Genomic DNA, 14,148 nt, shown 5'->3' with positions numbered 1-14,148 from the left:
AATAGTTGCTGCTATAATCAAAGGCTCAGGCGCATAGCTCAGCTGGTTAGAGCACCACCTTGACATGGTGGGGGTCGTTGGTTCGAGTCCAATTGCGCCTACCAAATTGGTCCTGGAAGCTACTTCCAAGACACCATTTTAAAGCCCCTTCTCCCTCTGAGACGGGGCTTTTTTCTTTTCGCAGTCTTTCGCGGAATGTCGCCAGCTTTCACGTATTCGTTACGTGAAAATCACGTGAAAAGCTCAGACCGGTGATTTCGTGAAAAGGTTTTCACGTGATTGCCTCAGTACTGCAGGTGCTCGTGGCACTGGGTCGTTACGCTGGCGGCAAAGGGCTGGTAGTTGACATTCCCAGCGCTCCAAAGCGGACGTGTTCGTTCAAGGTCCTAGCCGTACCTAGCCACGTCGATTCCGCGATAACCAATAGAGGGTGCCCACTTGGGCTAGGCCACATCCAGTCAGGTAGGTGAGCTGTAAAACTCCGTCAAATAACTTTGGGAACATTTCATACATCCAGTCCAAAGTCAGTGATGAAGGTAAGCCTGCAAACATCAAAAGCAATGCTGGCAAAAGATGTTCTCGATTGGCATAGATAGGAGAGACTTCACCATACCATGCCCATAGTGCAATGAATGTCACGATGCAACCATAGGTGAGTGACACTATCCGTAAAAAGCTGCGATTACGAAGCATGAGGAAATGTAAGCCATATTTCCGTGAAGGCAAGTGGAGTGACTTCTTTCGCGGCGAAGTCGAAGTAATTAGGCAAGATGCGGTGAGCATCGGACATGGTAAGGAGGCTCGTGAATTTGCAGGCCATCAGGAACCGGGAACGTATTGCCGCAATAGTCCACTTCAATCCCAGAGAAATGCCCTCGGTTGTCTGCGAACACAATGAACTCGATGGACTTGTGCTCAATGGTTTCGAGCTCAATAGTCTGAAATGACAACTCAAAGATGGCGCCGCCTCCGGAATTAACCAGCGGCTCCAAGGTAGCCTCTTCAGGAATTTCGAATTCAAATGCATTACATCCGCAATCACATAGCCGAGTAATCTTTCCGAATTGAAATGCAGCGTGCAGTTTCGAACCTGCTGGAAACTCCGGTCGCCCAGCAATAAAGTCCATCCAATGCTCGGCCGTAGCTGCTGTGTTCGTCATGATTCCTCACTATGGTAGCCTGAACTTGCCTTGATGAATCCCTCTTATGGGTGAACCTCCAACAACGTCGGCTTTCGCGGCCATTCTGCCATTGCGACAAACATCTACTGCGCGTCAGGTTCAATTGGAAGATTGTCACCCACTGCCACCCAGTCGACATGGGTGTCGTAGTGAACATGGGAGCCTGGTTCACGATCAAGAGGCTGCGTAAACAGCGCTCTCGCAATATGCGTTTCATTTACCCAAATTTTGGAACGAAAGAACATGGGACTCCCACAGTTGCTGCAGAAACCCCGACGGCTACCCATTGGCTCACTGTACCAAGCCAGTTTGTTCTTGCTGTCGTCAATTTCGACTTGACTGGTCTCTGCGCCTACCCAAGTCACGAATGCGCTACCGTGCGCGCGCTGGCAACGTGAGCAGTGACAATGAAGCACCCACTTTGTTGGATATTGCAAAGTGAAGGTAACTGAACCGCATAAGCAACTACCGATTGACTGGTTGTTTTGCATTGAGTATGTCTTAACAAATTGTAAGCACCATTAGAGTGACGGCTATCGCGGCCAAGCGGCATCAGGCTTCGTGAGACCCGTCCGGGCCTTTGAAAAGATTGGCAGCAACAAAGACAACAGCGGGACCGATGATAAGTGGCACTGCTTGGTGTCCAGTGATGAGGTGCAGGTACGACCAGGAAACCGGGTTCGCCGCATCGGGACATAGAGCAACACTAAGACATGCTAAGGCGAGCGATGTGAAGGAAAGCAGCGGCGCGAAGAACGTTCCTAATGCGGTTGCCAGTGCGATTGATGTGAATGCTGCCATTCGCCACTTGTGCTTCATTTGTAACACCACCCGGCAAGTTGACCATGCGGCTAGCCACAACGTAAGGAAGTAGGCTGGCACAACGCCGACCACCAGACCAGCTTTAACTGAGCCTAGCGTCTTGTAGGATCCCGCACCTTCGAGCGCAAAGGAAAAGCCCATCACGCACAACAGGACCGCCCCAATGCCACCCAAAACTGTTGCGACCAAGGCGGGTGACTTCATAATGGACTTGATCGTTTAGCGAAAGAAATTGCGAAACACTATAGCTCACGGGACACCTCGCTGCTATGTCTGCTTCCGCGGCCAAACCGAAGTTTGACACGGGTTGCAATCGGCCTTCCAAAGTTCCCCATAGCCGCTATGTACTTTTCGCACGAAGTAGAAAACGGGCGGCAAGCCACGCCAATAGCCAGCTAATCCACGCAACGGGAACAAAGAAAAACGTGCCCAAGCCAGCTTGTGCACAACCGGCACCAGTGCAGGTCAAGAGAGAGTTGAGGTCACTGAAAAATGCAAGTACAAACAAAAGTACGCCAAGCGAGCACAGAAAAACTGAGAGCATTCCAACGACAGTCTTTGCTCGCGAGTCGCGGAACTGCAAAGGAATTGACTCTTTGAGTCGCCAATAGAGATGCACCAAAAGTAGCACCGGTGGCAAACCGAATACTCCTACCCTTAGCAAGGGGGTGACGTCATGCATGTTGTCCTAACATATGGGGTGCACCTCTTGATGCATTAAATCTAATTTCCAGAATTCATCATTGAACTCCCTCAATCGGGACACTCTGTTGAGTGACCGCTTTCGCGGCGGAGCGGCGCGCCGTAAAGGAACCACCTCGCTGCCGCGTCAGACACCGCTTCGGCGCGCGTAGCTTGAGACATATTGTTTGGCAAGCAGTTCAGCAGCAGCGAACTGCTCCGGAGCTAGTTTCTCAAGCAACCTTGCCAGAGACTTGCTTGCGTCCTTAAGAATTTCGGTTTCTGTCGCATCCGAACTTGATGCGGCTTGCGCGCTGGCTATCGCGCATCGGTACCAGGCATAGGCTTCTGTAGCGCTTGGTGGAACTCCTTTGCCTCGTTCGTAGGCGTCACCAAGATGCCATTGAGCCTCCGAATGGCCTAGCTTCGCTGCGCGTTGCCACAGTGCAAGTGCCTGCGTAATGTCAGACGGACCACCAAGACCTTCAAACAAAAGGTAACCGAGATTGTTCATTGCAGAGGTCTCACCCTGCTCAACAGACTTAGACCATTGTTCACGTGCCCTCGCATAGTCCTTGGCGCGGTAAGCATCGACCCCCTTGTTATAAAAACTCACTTCGACAGGTTTCGAAGCGCAGGCTGCAAGTGCCAGGGAAAATGCCAAGATGGTGAGGATACGCATGTTTGGGAGGCTAAAGAATATTGCTTTGAATGCTTTGGAATAATATCAAGCTGGGAAGTCTTGCCGAATGGCTGCAATCGCGGCAAACCAGGGCTCATGATTTTGGAGATTGAATCGCATTCAAGATTTCCTCCATGATTTGTTCATCAACGTTGCGCCACTTCGTATCAGGCGTTAGCGACAGTTTGCAGCCTTGCTCGGAAGCGGCAGAGAGGATTTGTTCAAACCAGCGGCCATAGTGCCATTCCCTGGGCTTTGGCGAGTAAAGCACCTTGTCCTCTTGGTGCCAACTTACTTCCATTGCCTCGCGGTAGATATACGGGAACGTGGCTAATTCAGGTCGAATGCGTAGATGGCCGACCTCGTCAATCTCAACTTCGGCGATGTTGTCATGAGTCATGGCGCCATCCTAGCCAGTATTTGAGACCTGAAGTCAGATGTCAGCTATCGCGGCGAACCGGCGGTACACCTTCATTGACATTCTGCCATCGGCAGCGGGCTAACAGCAGTCATCCACGTCCTATGACTCCAGGCTTAAACGTTGGGACCAACAATAAGCCGCCAGGGTCTATACATCCCCGGCGTAAAGGCCGCGATTGGTCGCGAATTGAGTCAGCTTGACATTCAGACTAACTGCGTCCGTGTAGAAATCAGCCTCCAATTTATCCATGAGGATGCCGCGTTCATCCTTGATGTCGATGGACTCGATGTTCGGAAGTGCCTTGTTGCGCTCCGCGAAGTCAAGAGGTACATCTAGTGCGCCCAAAAGCAGCTCTTTGGCCTGAACAACGAGGCCGTGCGTGTGAACCGCATCAAGCTTAAGCAGGCCATCCAATGCAAGTCCGAACAGTTCCCCGGAATGGTTCGAGAAGAACTGATAAAAGCCGCCATTGAAGACCTCTCCCACCAGAACGCGAACGGCATAGTAAACCTTCTCGTCTTGCGACAGTACCTTGAAGGCATTCCCGGACGCGTGGACCCGGCCAACTAACGCGAGCCAGAAGACTCTTGCGGGGCTCTTGTCGTATTTCTTCTCTTCTTCACGTCGCTTCTTACCCGCTTCGATGCGGTCGCGGTAGCCGCCCTTGCAGGGCATGCAAAGGCCAGCATTCTTTGCTGCTGTGTCCGGGTGTATGAGCTCGCCACAGACTGAGCATGGTAAGCGGGTATTCAATGTGATGCCTGACGAAAGTTTGAAGATATGAATCGCGTAGAACTATAGCCCGCTGGATTACTTAATTGACAGACTGCTTTCGCGGCAAAGTGACTCTTTACCAGAGTCCCTTTTCGAGGTACTTTTCATAGGGCACCAAAATCTGCTCAATCATGTCCATGGTGGGAATGAAAATCCATCCGGCAACTACCAATATCACCTTAGCCAACTGCGGCAAATGCCCCCACTGAATAACTCCAACCGCAACTCCGCCAAGCCACGCAACCAAAACGATGAGCAACTTAACTCGAAACAGAGCGTACTGAAAGCGTGACATTTGAGCATGTCGCTCTCCCTTTAAACCGAAGATGTTCATAGAAAGAGTTTGGCGTGTTGGCAGAAATTTCGTTCACGATATTGTGACCGTTTGTTCGTAGACTGAACATCACCTAAATGGGGGACGCCGAGGAATGTCAGCTATCGCGGCATTGCTGCACTGTATCAAGTCCCAAAAAGATTAAAGGCCACGAAAATGCCAATGGATAGGGTTATCAATGAAGCTATAGCTGAGAACGCTAGTCCCATTGAAAATGGCTCCAACGTCCGAATCTTTTTGCTGACTCCCCGAAAGGCTACACCGGCTGCAACTGTTGAAACACCAAAGTAGAGAAATTGGGCAGCAACAGACGGGATTGCCAATACTGCAAAAATTCGTGTGCCGTAGGCGGCAACCAGAAAGGCAATATGCGCAAAGGCTACAAGTGCAAGACTTGGCAGAATTTTCATCTTGGCCCATTGTCCATCACTTGACACAGGTTGAAAATCCCCCAATCGGGTAAATCGTAGCTATGTCCGGTTTCGCGGCGAACCGGCGGTACACCTTCATCTCTATTCTGCCACCAGCAGCGGGCTGTAAGCGGACACCTTACGTGTCTGACTCGAGCGACCGGTTGGTAGCCACATTACAAGCATCTCTGAAGCTGCAAGCAGACATAAACATCGCATAGATGCTGAGAAAATACGGTGGAATCTTTTTCACTTGCCTATTCTGCGCTGAACTTCCGCCAAATTACTGTCGAAATAGTACTTGCCAAAAAGAGGGCGCCGTAAAGGCAAAACATTAGTGTGGAAGACACTTCCTGTCCGTTTTCTTGAAACGTGAATGACTCTGGTGAGTTGGGGTCAATGATTAGCGAAACTTCATCCCCGACCGAGTGTCGTCCTGCGTCCGGCAGTCTCGGTGTAAATCTCTTGAAATTGAATTCATAGGAAACACGATAAAAGCTTCGCGAGTCCTTGGGCTCCGGATTAACTTCTACTACCTTTGCCGTAACAACGACACCCGATTCTTTCAATCGTATCTTTTCAAACCCATCCTCTAACAAAAAGATACCACCATAAGTCAACGCAAAGAGAACTGCCCATATCAACGAAATTGTTGCTTTTGTCATTTGATTGATGGCTTGACGAAGTAGTGTTGACAACCAAATCGGGTTCTGCCTCTCACTGACCGCTTCCGCGGCAATTCCGAATTTGCTTGCCAAATTCACTTAGTCGTGTCCTACGCATTCAATGTCTCTATCAAGACTTCCGAGCCACGAGCGGATTCGGATACGGTCAGCATAAGGAAAGTCCCTGTTGTCCATTGGCATTTTGGACTTCTCTTGAAACATGGAGCCACAACATTCAGTACCCCGCCAAAAAGATACACATGCGAATTGCTCTGCCAAGATATTTTGCACCAGGCTAAGTGCATCGTTGCCAGAGCCGTCGTCAAATGCGTCGAAATGCGAATGGCACTTGTCTAGAGATACTGTTACTTCTAAGCCCTCTGTATCCACACGCAATGGCTGGTCGATATGCTGAGAGGGTGGAGTAACCAAAAGCACGAAAAAACGTTCATTGGCACCAACCTCAACTTTTGCCAGATGTGCCCAGCCTGGGAATGTCGCCCTGACTTCGTCCGCTACCTGTTTGTCAAACTCGTCAAGTTCGTAAAACGCATCATCTTTAGCCATTTTCAAGCCCGTTTTCCGACGACTTTCGCCTTGGAAATCTCAAAAGTGTCCAGTCTCCGGTCAAATCTCAACGTTGGCAATCCCTCGAACGGGTGAAGTTGCTCAATGACCGCAATCGCGGCATTTCTGCCTCTGCCCACGTTGGTGAAGCATCAATTCGCCACCCACTCATGGACTGTAAAAGACGTGTTGCGACTAGAAGCCTCTATGACCATAACGTACTGTCCACGTTCCAGTGTAATTCGAGCCAAAGTGGAATCCAATCTTGGCTGCCAACCTTTACTTTTCAACTCGCTACGGAGTCTGTCAAGACTTGCCTGGCCTCCACCACAGGAAATTAAAAGGGAACCCTTGCTCCCTGAACAGTTCAGAGACTCAACTAAACCTCCTGCAGATTTGTATGCTGCCTCAATCTCTGCACGTACAGCTTTACCCACTGGACCTAGTGTTGGAGGTGTAGGCCCACTTAGAAAAAATGGAATTAGAGCAACAACAAGTCCAACTGACAAAAATGCCAGTAGCAGTTTCCAAGCCAATGGGTATTGGGCAGAGGGTATCTGCAAATTTTTGTCCATTATTTAAAAAGGCGCACTGTTAGGTAATGGCTCGGAATGTCTCCTTCCGCGGCGAAGCGGCACCCTTCTTTTGAATTCACTCGCGGGCCTGGCAGATTAGCCATTTGATGGTCCATGTTGAACTGACCAAAACAGCCAGGTAAGATTGAAAGCGGCTAAGAGCAGATAGCTAAAAATATTCGCACGAAATACTGCTGCTCGAACAGCAGCTCGCGGATATTCAGACTCTAGCCGAGTCACGATTGCCGCCTCAACAAAGTAGGACGTGAAGAAAAATGGTATCAGGAGTACGAAAGACGCCGCCGGCAACATCCAGTACAAATCGTCTTCATAGGGAATAAGCCAGGGAGCCTGCCACGTGACGGCAAGTAATTTCTGCGCTGGCGTTGCAAGCCCATAAGCAGACCCACCGCCACTAATCAGTTGCAATGCGACCAATGCAACCCAAGTCAATGGCAGTCCAACAATCGTCGATGCCACATTTGCAATTCCAACAGATTTTGCCCGAAGCAAAGCTTTAGAGCCAAGCAGTCGCCCAACGACAACCGCCTCTATCACAATAATGGGAATCAAAGCAATAAGCATCGCGGGGAACGTGAGAAAAAGCATGGGTACGCCTGCATCGGCCCGCGCAACATCCGCGAACACGAGCATTGAGGTGCCAATTGAGATTTGCCAAGTGCGGTGACCTAGATGCATTGCGCTTAATTTAACGAGTACTGCAAAAATAGCAGAATAGGCTGATACCACTCAGTATCACTGATGCTCAATGATTCGTACATCCCCCATTTGGGTGAACTAAATGGATGTCAGCTTTCGCGGCGAACCGGCGGTACACCGTCAATGGCATTCTGCCACCAGCAAAGGGCTGGTAGTTGACATTCCCGTCCCTCCGAAGCGGTCATTCGAGGCTTAACTGCGAACGTGGCAAATTGGACTAAAGCCCCATCACAGCTTCGAAAATGTTGCGAATCCATTCCGTAAAGCTCTTTCGCCGCGACTCGCCCCCGTGAAGTCGCTGGGTCAATAGCCATGTGGCATAGGTTCCAATGGCGACAACGGCCACAACTTCCGTCAACACAATAATGATGTCGAGCAAATTCATTATTACCAGACTAACCCTCAAGGGATGGAAATTTCACCGCCACGGGAAACTCCGCGAAAACGATGGCACTTGCCGGTTGACCGGTTTCGCGGCGATGTTGACAGACTTTGGTGACAGTCAATTTCGAGCCTTCTTTAATATACGCATACAAAATGCGCCCAACAAGAACCACCAAATGGAGCCAATTATTGCAAGTGCAAACCAATAACCTTCAAACGAAAATAGTGGCCTAAACAATCCCAATAGCAGGATAGCCGGTAAATCTGGAATGACGAAGAATATACCTCCCCAACTGCCTTCGTAGTGCTGCAAATAGACAATCAAAATTGCCAAGGCGTGAACAATCGCGAGTGAAATTGGAAGCACTAGAATTGAATTTTTCTTCATCCGACTACTTAGATATTACGTGAATAGAATTTCAACGGGAAAGTCTGCTTGCGCGGCAATCCGGCGATGCGTCAGCTTGTCATACATCTTTTTTACTTTGCTCTCGGTCGTCGAGCCATGGCCCGAACCAAGCACCAAAATACAGTGCAGATATCAAAAGCAGGCCCACAGCACTCCATGTCAGCGTGATATTGTCTAATACAAAATTTTCCATTGAAGCCATCACAATGACGAGGGATGCAGGTCCGGTAGAAGCACCTAATGCAGCAATAAAGCGATAATTTCGATTGGCTGCACCAAAAATCGTGGTTGATGCCGCCGCAATGATTGCAACGCCAAGAGCACCCGGCGTCCCGTAGAACCATCCTATTCCAAATGCCGCAAATGCAAGTGCTAGTCCGAAGCTGACGCTGATAACTATGGTTGCAATTAGTTTTGTCATCAATGCATGTACGTATTGGCGCATGACGGCTGGCCGTAACGGCACGAGAATTCCGACGAGCACATACGTTGCTGAAAAATACTGCTTGAAAAATTCATTGTGGACGTTGTCTATATGAGGGACCTCGTTGAACGACTGCTATCGCGGGCGTAACCTTTAGCTCCTGGTGCTGGTCAAAACAATGTCAGCCTTCACGGCAGTTGGGTCACAACTCGCTCCCGCAGTGAGGACAGTATTTGATTTGAATTCCACCACCTCCTGCTAATGGCGAGATTGGTATGAACCAACCCTTGTGCTTAGTCCACCATTCATACCGAACATCCAGATAGCAAGCGGTCGTATGGCGAGAGAAGTCATCGCAGCAGGCCTTAAAAGGTCGCGGTACTTTTCTTGTTCCCTCTGGACAAAGCGTCCCATCCGAATGTAATTTCTCAGTGCTCATAGGACTACTGTTGTGGTCATTTCGGCGTTATTCTGACCGATTAGCCCATCTACTTGCACGACCGCTATCGCGGCAAACCGGCTGGCACCACTACCTAGCGCGAATAAGCCTGGCACCAGCCAGTTCGATTTCGCTGTCCGATAGAAGTAGACGCGGAACCACCTTTCCATTCGAGCCCTTTTCCGTTGGTTTATACAAGTCGTCAATTATCAGCACGCCGGTCACATCGGCATAGACCTGACAACGATAAAGGCTCAAAGTATGCTCTGCGCACCGAAACCAATTGCCACCGTCTTTTCCGCCTTGCCAACTGGCGTCTGCCGGGACGTTTGCTGGACGGGCCGGAACACGGACATCATTGGACGCCACAACTAGGCCAATGAGAATGCCAACAACAAAGACGCTTGCAAATGAGAATAGCGTTTTTAGGCTCATTGATGGTTACATTTGAACCGCTTCACTGAATGGCGGCTTTCGCGGCATAGAGGAATCACATCAACTTTTCGTAGGTGGCATGAGACTCAATCCATTGCCCTTGTTGCCGCGACTTCCAAGCAAATGGCTCTGGCTCAAAATTGCACAGTTCAACATGAACAGTATCCCGCGATTTCCATGAGCCCCCTTTGTATCGCAGCTCAAGCACTAAAACGTCCCCGACTTTGCCGTCAAAATCGATGCTCTTGTCGAGTTTTACGACCGCTGCCGGGACCTCATTCTGTCCGGGAATGAAGCGTGTGACCATGCCCGTATAGGCGTCATTTCCCGAAAGCCATTTTGGACTCATGTCATATCCGCCGCTAAGCCGTACTCTGTCCCCAATAGCAAGAGTGTCAACCATTTTGGATTCCATCTCCGAATTCAAAGTTGTCCGTAAATGTCGGCTTCCGCGGCATTGTTGAATTACAAAGCGCTCAGAAGCTGACGTTCGATTATTACTTATAGCCGCCAAGCCGCTCGATTTCTGCCTGCCGTAACGTTGGCTAACATGGCGTTGGAACAACTGGCCTGGTTTCAACCGGAATGGCTGGTACGGTTTGGATTTGAATGAGTGGCCGGCTTGACTGGAATATGCACATACGGCGTTGTCCGTTGAGAAACTGATTGCAGTCGTTATGCCGAACGCCACTGAAAGGTGCAATTGCTTCACGGGAACATATCTGCACTGTCCGGTCGAACTCAGCCGTGCACCTCATAGCGTTACTAAAGTAACGCCTTTCCCATTACTGTCTGGCGTTACTTGTTACTGTAGTGGGCATTTAGATAGAAAAAATAGCTGACACGCTTGCACGAGGCTTGGCGGCGTGATAGATTTACTCTGTCGCCAATGCGACGCCCGGGGTAACGCAGGTCGCACTACAGGGATACCGGGCAGGCCACAGATGTGGCAAAAGCCTGAGCCGCTCGGCCAGGCCGTGATCCCCGTCTAGGCGGGAATGAGGGCAGGCAGCACGAGCCGAAACTCAGGTCACGGTCGCCGTGACCCTGAACCCTTCGAGAGCTCGAGGCTCGTCTCTCGTCGTAATACCACTCCTGATGTTTTTTGGCCTTCGTGCAGGCCTCCGGCGCAGCTTTGCCTGGCGCCGGGCAACAGGAGCTGCCCAAAATGGCCCATGAAAATCATCAGTTGATGTCGAGCGCACGCGTTTGCGCCACTCTGGATGTCGGGATCACAACCCTATACAAGCTGTGCCGCACTGGCCACTTGGCCCGTCCGGTCAAGCTCACTGGCACACGTCGCGTTGCGTGGCATGCGTCCGATGTTCAGAGATACATCGACGGTCTACCACCGGTCCAGCTGCGGGCCATGCCGGGAGGTGTGGCATGACTAAGCTTGTCAGTCTCAAACGCTTCCTCTTCGAGCACCCACGCCTTGCAGTGGAGCAAGAGAGCATCATTCAGTCCAACGCGCGCGCGCGCCGAGCGGGCAAGCCACTGCCACGTCCTTATGTGGTCACCAGTGGGCCAGGTACGCCCGCCCTGGCGGATCCGGATGCAGCCAGGGCCTGGGCCGCTGCTAAAGGCAAGAGCTACATCTTCGAGGGGAGGGGGGCCGCATGAGCGCGTCCAAAACCCAAACCCAGGGAGGGGAGCTGGTCTTTGAAGGACGCGTGGCCATGGCATGCCCAATTGAGCGAGCCGCCCTGCGTGATTCCCGTCTCAGCTGGGCTGCGCGCGGGCTTTTTGCCTTTCTGTGGGACCTGCCTGAGGGGTGGCGCCCGTGCCTGACCCACCTGACTCGCATGGGCACAGACGGCGTCCATGCCACGCGCTCGACTGTGGCTGAGCTCGAGGCGGTGGGGGCGATGAGAGTAGAGAAGCTACGTGGAGACGGGGGGAGGTTGGCGGGTCAGCGCTGGGTGGTAATCAGTGCCGCGCGTTGGGCCATCGAAGCGCCCCTCAAGGTCAAGGTGGAAAAGGCGGCAGAGAGTGCTGGCGGCGCTGTGCCACCACAATGTGATTTTCCGAGTATGGAATTTTCCGATTCTCGGCTTTCACGAGTCTCGGAAAACCGGAGACTAAGGGTATCCAAACACAAGGGTCTGCAAACACAAGGTTCTCCAAACACCACCACCACCGCACGCGTGCGCGCGGCGGGATCCGTGGTGGTGGATGAAGATGACAGGAGACAACTGGCCTGGCCACCAGGCCTGACTGAAGACCAGCTCGGCAGCATGCATGGGGTGCTGTTTGGCAATGGTTGGCCCGGGCTGGCAGAGGCTCAAGCCTTGCTGGATGAACTGGCAGGCCAGCTACAGCTTGGCAAGGTCAAAAACCCTCCAGGCCTGCTGCGCACGCTGCTGAAGAGGCAGCAAGAAGGCACCTTCACTCAGGATCTCGGGCCCGACGTCCGCCATGCACGCGAGGCTAGGAAGAAGCAGGCAGCGCGCGAGGCAGCGGCGCTGGCTGGTGGCGAGCGCGTTGGCTCTGGACTGCCAGGCCAAGGCACTGGTAGTTCCGGGACCTCCTCCGTGGCGGTGGCGGCCAGGGAGAACCTTCGCAGGATGCGGAAAAACTGGGGGCACCAAGTGGCTCCTGGGGGGCAGGCTTGAACTACACCCTGTTTCTGTGGCCGAGGTCTATAAGACAAAAAGAGTCGATTTTGCGGCCGATTGGAGTGATTGCAGAGGTGTTGGCCGGCCGACAGGCCAGACAACCCAACTCCCCTCTTTCTGCTGAGCCGCGATCGGGCTGCCGATCAGTCCGCGTAGCGGATGCGAGACGACTGGGGACCCGCTGCGCTAGCAGAGGGGAGCGAGTCGAGCACACCGGCTGCGGAGCCGGTGCAGGCAGAGCCGGGCGCAAATCCTGGCCGGATCAGAGACATCAAATCATTAGCGTTCAAGGGGAAAGACATGACTGACGACGACACCCAGAAGAACGACGGAATGCAACCGGTCACGCTTCGGGAAAAAGTGAATATCTACGCGGACCGAATGGGAAAATTCTGTGCATTTGCTGGCGTATTGGTCGGGTTCCCAGCCATGGGTATTGCCCACTTCTTCTTTCAATACGGTTCGCAAGAGCTAGTTCGAATTCTTGACATTTTCACAGTTCCGTTGGCGTTCTTCGTTTCAGTTGCCTTCGTCACCAAATCAAATCGAAAATGACCATTCAAAAGACCTTCACCATCGCCACGGCCGTGGCCTGCACTGGCTTGGCCATCAGCATGGCTGTGGCCAGCGCCAGCGGCCGTGCGGCTACGCCACAGGCTGCCTGGGTGCTGGCCGTTTTCAGCTCCATCATCGTGTTGCTGGTGCATGTGACGCCAGCACTGCTGCGCAGCGTTCCGGACCAGGTGCTCTGGCCCGTCTGGCTCCTGCTTCTGGCGTGCGCATTGTGGTCACATGCAGGCTTCTTCACCACGACTGCCGCTGAAGCTGGCGCTGCGCGCCTAGCATCAAACCCGGCCACAGCGACTGCTGCACGGCAGCGCGCGGACATCGAGCAGGCTATCGACCAGATCAAGGCGAGGCCGGCAGCGACGATCCTGCGCCAGTTGTCCTGGACGCAAGCCCCGGACCGTGCGCGGGCATTGCAGGCTGAGCTCTCAGAGTCCCAGCGCCGCCAGGTGCTCCAAGACCAGCTCCTGGCCCTCGGTGCCGCGGCATCCGCCGCAGCCGCCACGGTCACCGCAGATCCAGTTGCCGTCACGCTGGCCCACGCGCTTGGCGTCAGACCCGATGTGGTCCAACTTGCAGCAGGCCTGCTGATGGCCTTGCTGCTGGAGGTGTCGGGCATGCTGCTGTGGCGTGAGGTCAGGCAACCAGCCGCAGCAGACGCTGAGCCGACAAAGCCGCAGCCGGCCGTGCTCATGCCCGTGCACGCCACGGCACCAACAGCGCAGGCGAGTTTGCAGCAGATCGTGCAGGTAACGGTGCAGCAGCCTGCACCGGCCGTTACGCAGCCTGTGCAGGCCGATTTGCATCAGGAGGCACCGCTGATATCTGATGCTGAGTCCGATGAAGTGTCCATGTTGCTTTTAGCAGTTCGTGCAGGGCGGTGCGTTCCTACCGTCTCCGGAATCCGGACATATATGCGCTGCGGCCAGGTCAAGGCGCGTGAGCTTCGGCGTGCGCTTGACCATGTGTCGCTCGTTTCGTGATCCCTTTCGTGGTTACTGCGAGTCACGTATGGTCGGGTGTGCGCGACTTGTTCGTGA

The 14,148-nt window shown here is 52.7% G+C and carries 18 protein-coding genes and 1 tRNA gene; 5 read left to right on the top strand and 14 right to left on the bottom strand.

Annotated elements, in window-relative coordinates; genetic code table 11:
* The first annotated feature begins 27 nt into the window (after positions 1-27).
* Positions 28-104 (top strand) — tRNA-Val (locus AC1RMF_RS08395).
* 657 nt (positions 105-761) lie between these two features.
* On the opposite strand, the gene AC1RMF_RS08390 is transcribed toward AC1RMF_RS08395, so the two are convergent.
* From AC1RMF_RS08390 to AC1RMF_RS08325, 14 genes are all read right to left on the bottom strand, one after another.
* Positions 762-1,160 carry a hypothetical protein gene (locus AC1RMF_RS08390; RefSeq protein ID WP_493141109.1) on the bottom strand — a complete coding sequence of 133 codons (399 nt, stop codon included), beginning with the start codon at positions 1,158-1,160 and terminating at the stop codon, positions 762-764.
* Positions 1,161-1,264: 104 nt separating this feature from the next.
* Positions 1,265-1,672 carry a GFA family protein gene (locus AC1RMF_RS08385; RefSeq protein ID WP_493141108.1) on the bottom strand — a complete coding sequence of 136 codons (408 nt, stop codon included), beginning with the start codon at positions 1,670-1,672 and terminating at the stop codon, positions 1,265-1,267.
* A gap of 61 nt (positions 1,673-1,733) precedes the next feature.
* Positions 1,734-2,207: a hypothetical protein gene (locus AC1RMF_RS08380; RefSeq protein WP_493141107.1), complete on the bottom strand. Its 474-nt coding sequence runs from the start codon at positions 2,205-2,207 to the stop codon at positions 1,734-1,736.
* 625 nt (positions 2,208-2,832) lie between these two features.
* The gene (locus tag AC1RMF_RS08375; protein ID WP_493141106.1) at positions 2,833-3,366 is read right to left on the bottom strand and encodes a tetratricopeptide repeat protein; all 534 of its coding nucleotides are present in this window, start codon (positions 3,364-3,366) and stop codon (positions 2,833-2,835) included.
* Between the two features lie 94 nt (positions 3,367-3,460).
* Complete coding sequence (locus AC1RMF_RS08370; protein WP_493141105.1) at positions 3,461-3,766, bottom strand: hypothetical protein; 306 nt, start codon at positions 3,764-3,766, stop codon at positions 3,461-3,463.
* A 168-nt stretch (positions 3,767-3,934) separates the two neighbouring features.
* Positions 3,935-4,462: a DMP19 family protein gene (locus AC1RMF_RS08365; protein ID WP_493141104.1), complete on the bottom strand. Its 528-nt coding sequence runs from the start codon at positions 4,460-4,462 to the stop codon at positions 3,935-3,937.
* Between the two features lie 175 nt (positions 4,463-4,637).
* The gene (locus AC1RMF_RS08360) at positions 4,638-4,895 is read right to left on the bottom strand and encodes a hypothetical protein (protein ID WP_493141103.1); all 258 of its coding nucleotides are present in this window, start codon (positions 4,893-4,895) and stop codon (positions 4,638-4,640) included.
* A gap of 125 nt (positions 4,896-5,020) precedes the next feature.
* Positions 5,021-5,305: a hypothetical protein gene (locus AC1RMF_RS08355; protein ID WP_493141102.1), complete on the bottom strand. Its 285-nt coding sequence runs from the start codon at positions 5,303-5,305 to the stop codon at positions 5,021-5,023.
* A gap of 257 nt (positions 5,306-5,562) precedes the next feature.
* Positions 5,563-6,069 (bottom strand): hypothetical protein, encoded by a 507-nt coding sequence (locus AC1RMF_RS08350; protein WP_493141101.1) that lies wholly within the window; start codon positions 6,067-6,069, stop codon positions 5,563-5,565.
* Positions 6,070-6,543, bottom strand: a complete 474-nt coding sequence (locus AC1RMF_RS08345) for a hypothetical protein (protein WP_493141100.1) — start codon at positions 6,541-6,543, stop codon at positions 6,070-6,072.
* Between the two features lie 665 nt (positions 6,544-7,208).
* Positions 7,209-7,721 carry a hypothetical protein gene (locus AC1RMF_RS08340; RefSeq protein ID WP_493141099.1) on the bottom strand — a complete coding sequence of 171 codons (513 nt, stop codon included), beginning with the start codon at positions 7,719-7,721 and terminating at the stop codon, positions 7,209-7,211.
* Between the two features lie 613 nt (positions 7,722-8,334).
* On the bottom strand, positions 8,335-8,604 hold the full coding sequence (locus AC1RMF_RS08335) for a hypothetical protein (RefSeq protein ID WP_493141098.1): 270 nt from the start codon (positions 8,602-8,604) through the stop codon (positions 8,335-8,337).
* 79 nt (positions 8,605-8,683) lie between these two features.
* Positions 8,684-9,070, bottom strand: a complete 387-nt coding sequence (locus AC1RMF_RS08330) for a hypothetical protein (RefSeq protein ID WP_493141097.1) — start codon at positions 9,068-9,070, stop codon at positions 8,684-8,686.
* A gap of 908 nt (positions 9,071-9,978) precedes the next feature.
* Positions 9,979-10,326, bottom strand: coding sequence for a hypothetical protein (locus AC1RMF_RS08325; protein WP_493141096.1), 348 nt, complete (start codon positions 10,324-10,326; stop codon positions 9,979-9,981).
* A gap of 983 nt (positions 10,327-11,309) precedes the next feature.
* Between AC1RMF_RS08325 and AC1RMF_RS08320 the strand changes: the two genes are divergently transcribed.
* The 4 genes from AC1RMF_RS08320 to AC1RMF_RS08305 all read left to right on the top strand — a co-directional run bounded on the left by AC1RMF_RS08320 (position 11,310) and on the right by AC1RMF_RS08305 (position 14,091).
* Entirely contained in the window at positions 11,310-11,546 is a 237-nt protein-coding gene (locus AC1RMF_RS08320; protein ID WP_493141095.1) for a hypothetical protein, read from the top strand.
* Positions 11,543-12,538 (top strand): hypothetical protein, encoded by a 996-nt coding sequence (locus AC1RMF_RS08315; RefSeq protein ID WP_493141094.1) that lies wholly within the window; start codon positions 11,543-11,545, stop codon positions 12,536-12,538. Before AC1RMF_RS08320 ends, AC1RMF_RS08315 begins: the two co-directional genes overlap by 4 nt.
* Positions 12,539-12,841: 303 nt before the next feature.
* Positions 12,842-13,096, top strand: a complete 255-nt coding sequence (locus AC1RMF_RS08310) for a hypothetical protein (RefSeq protein ID WP_493141093.1) — start codon at positions 12,842-12,844, stop codon at positions 13,094-13,096.
* Positions 13,093-14,091, top strand: coding sequence for a hypothetical protein (locus AC1RMF_RS08305; RefSeq protein WP_493141092.1), 999 nt, complete (start codon positions 13,093-13,095; stop codon positions 14,089-14,091). The genes AC1RMF_RS08310 and AC1RMF_RS08305 overlap by 4 nt, the downstream gene beginning before the upstream one ends.
* Positions 14,092-14,148 lie beyond the last annotated feature (57 nt).

The sequence above is a fragment of the Rhodoferax sp. GW822-FHT04A08 genome, from assembly GCF_058801025.1.
Note: the sequence above shows the minus strand (reverse complement) of the source record. Positions and strands in the feature narration are given on the sequence as shown.

What these genes read in the sequence shown, in the direction of transcription:
- AC1RMF_RS08365 (WP_493141104.1), bottom strand. Translation starts at nt 4,462, where the DNA reads ATGCCCTGCAAGGGCGGCTACCGCGACCGCATCGAAGCGGGTAAGAAG.
- AC1RMF_RS08330 (WP_493141097.1), bottom strand. Translation starts at nt 9,070, where the DNA reads ATGCGCCAATACGTACATGCATTGATGACAAAACTAATTGCAACCATA.
- AC1RMF_RS08390 (WP_493141109.1), bottom strand. Translation starts at nt 1,160, where the DNA reads ATGACGAACACAGCAGCTACGGCCGAGCATTGGATGGACTTTATTGCT.
- AC1RMF_RS08375 (WP_493141106.1), bottom strand. Translation starts at nt 3,366, where the DNA reads ATGCGTATCCTCACCATCTTGGCATTTTCCCTGGCACTTGCAGCCTGC.
- AC1RMF_RS08360 (WP_493141103.1), bottom strand. Translation starts at nt 4,895, where the DNA reads ATGAACATCTTCGGTTTAAAGGGAGAGCGACATGCTCAAATGTCACGC.
- AC1RMF_RS08305 (WP_493141092.1), top strand. Translation starts at nt 13,093, where the DNA reads ATGACCATTCAAAAGACCTTCACCATCGCCACGGCCGTGGCCTGCACT.
- AC1RMF_RS08335 (WP_493141098.1), bottom strand. Translation starts at nt 8,604, where the DNA reads ATGAAGAAAAATTCAATTCTAGTGCTTCCAATTTCACTCGCGATTGTT.
- AC1RMF_RS08340 (WP_493141099.1), bottom strand. Translation starts at nt 7,721, where the DNA reads ATGCTTTTTCTCACGTTCCCCGCGATGCTTATTGCTTTGATTCCCATT.
- AC1RMF_RS08325 (WP_493141096.1), bottom strand. Translation starts at nt 10,326, where the DNA reads ATGGTTGACACTCTTGCTATTGGGGACAGAGTACGGCTTAGCGGCGGA.
- AC1RMF_RS08370 (WP_493141105.1), bottom strand. Translation starts at nt 3,766, where the DNA reads ATGACTCATGACAACATCGCCGAAGTTGAGATTGACGAGGTCGGCCAT.
- AC1RMF_RS08385 (WP_493141108.1), bottom strand. Translation starts at nt 1,672, where the DNA reads ATGCAAAACAACCAGTCAATCGGTAGTTGCTTATGCGGTTCAGTTACC.
- AC1RMF_RS08380 (WP_493141107.1), bottom strand. Translation starts at nt 2,207, where the DNA reads ATGAAGTCACCCGCCTTGGTCGCAACAGTTTTGGGTGGCATTGGGGCG.
- AC1RMF_RS08320 (WP_493141095.1), top strand. Translation starts at nt 11,310, where the DNA reads ATGACTAAGCTTGTCAGTCTCAAACGCTTCCTCTTCGAGCACCCACGC.
- AC1RMF_RS08355 (WP_493141102.1), bottom strand. Translation starts at nt 5,305, where the DNA reads ATGAAAATTCTGCCAAGTCTTGCACTTGTAGCCTTTGCGCATATTGCC.
- AC1RMF_RS08315 (WP_493141094.1), top strand. Translation starts at nt 11,543, where the DNA reads ATGAGCGCGTCCAAAACCCAAACCCAGGGAGGGGAGCTGGTCTTTGAA.
- AC1RMF_RS08310 (WP_493141093.1), top strand. Translation starts at nt 12,842, where the DNA reads ATGACTGACGACGACACCCAGAAGAACGACGGAATGCAACCGGTCACG.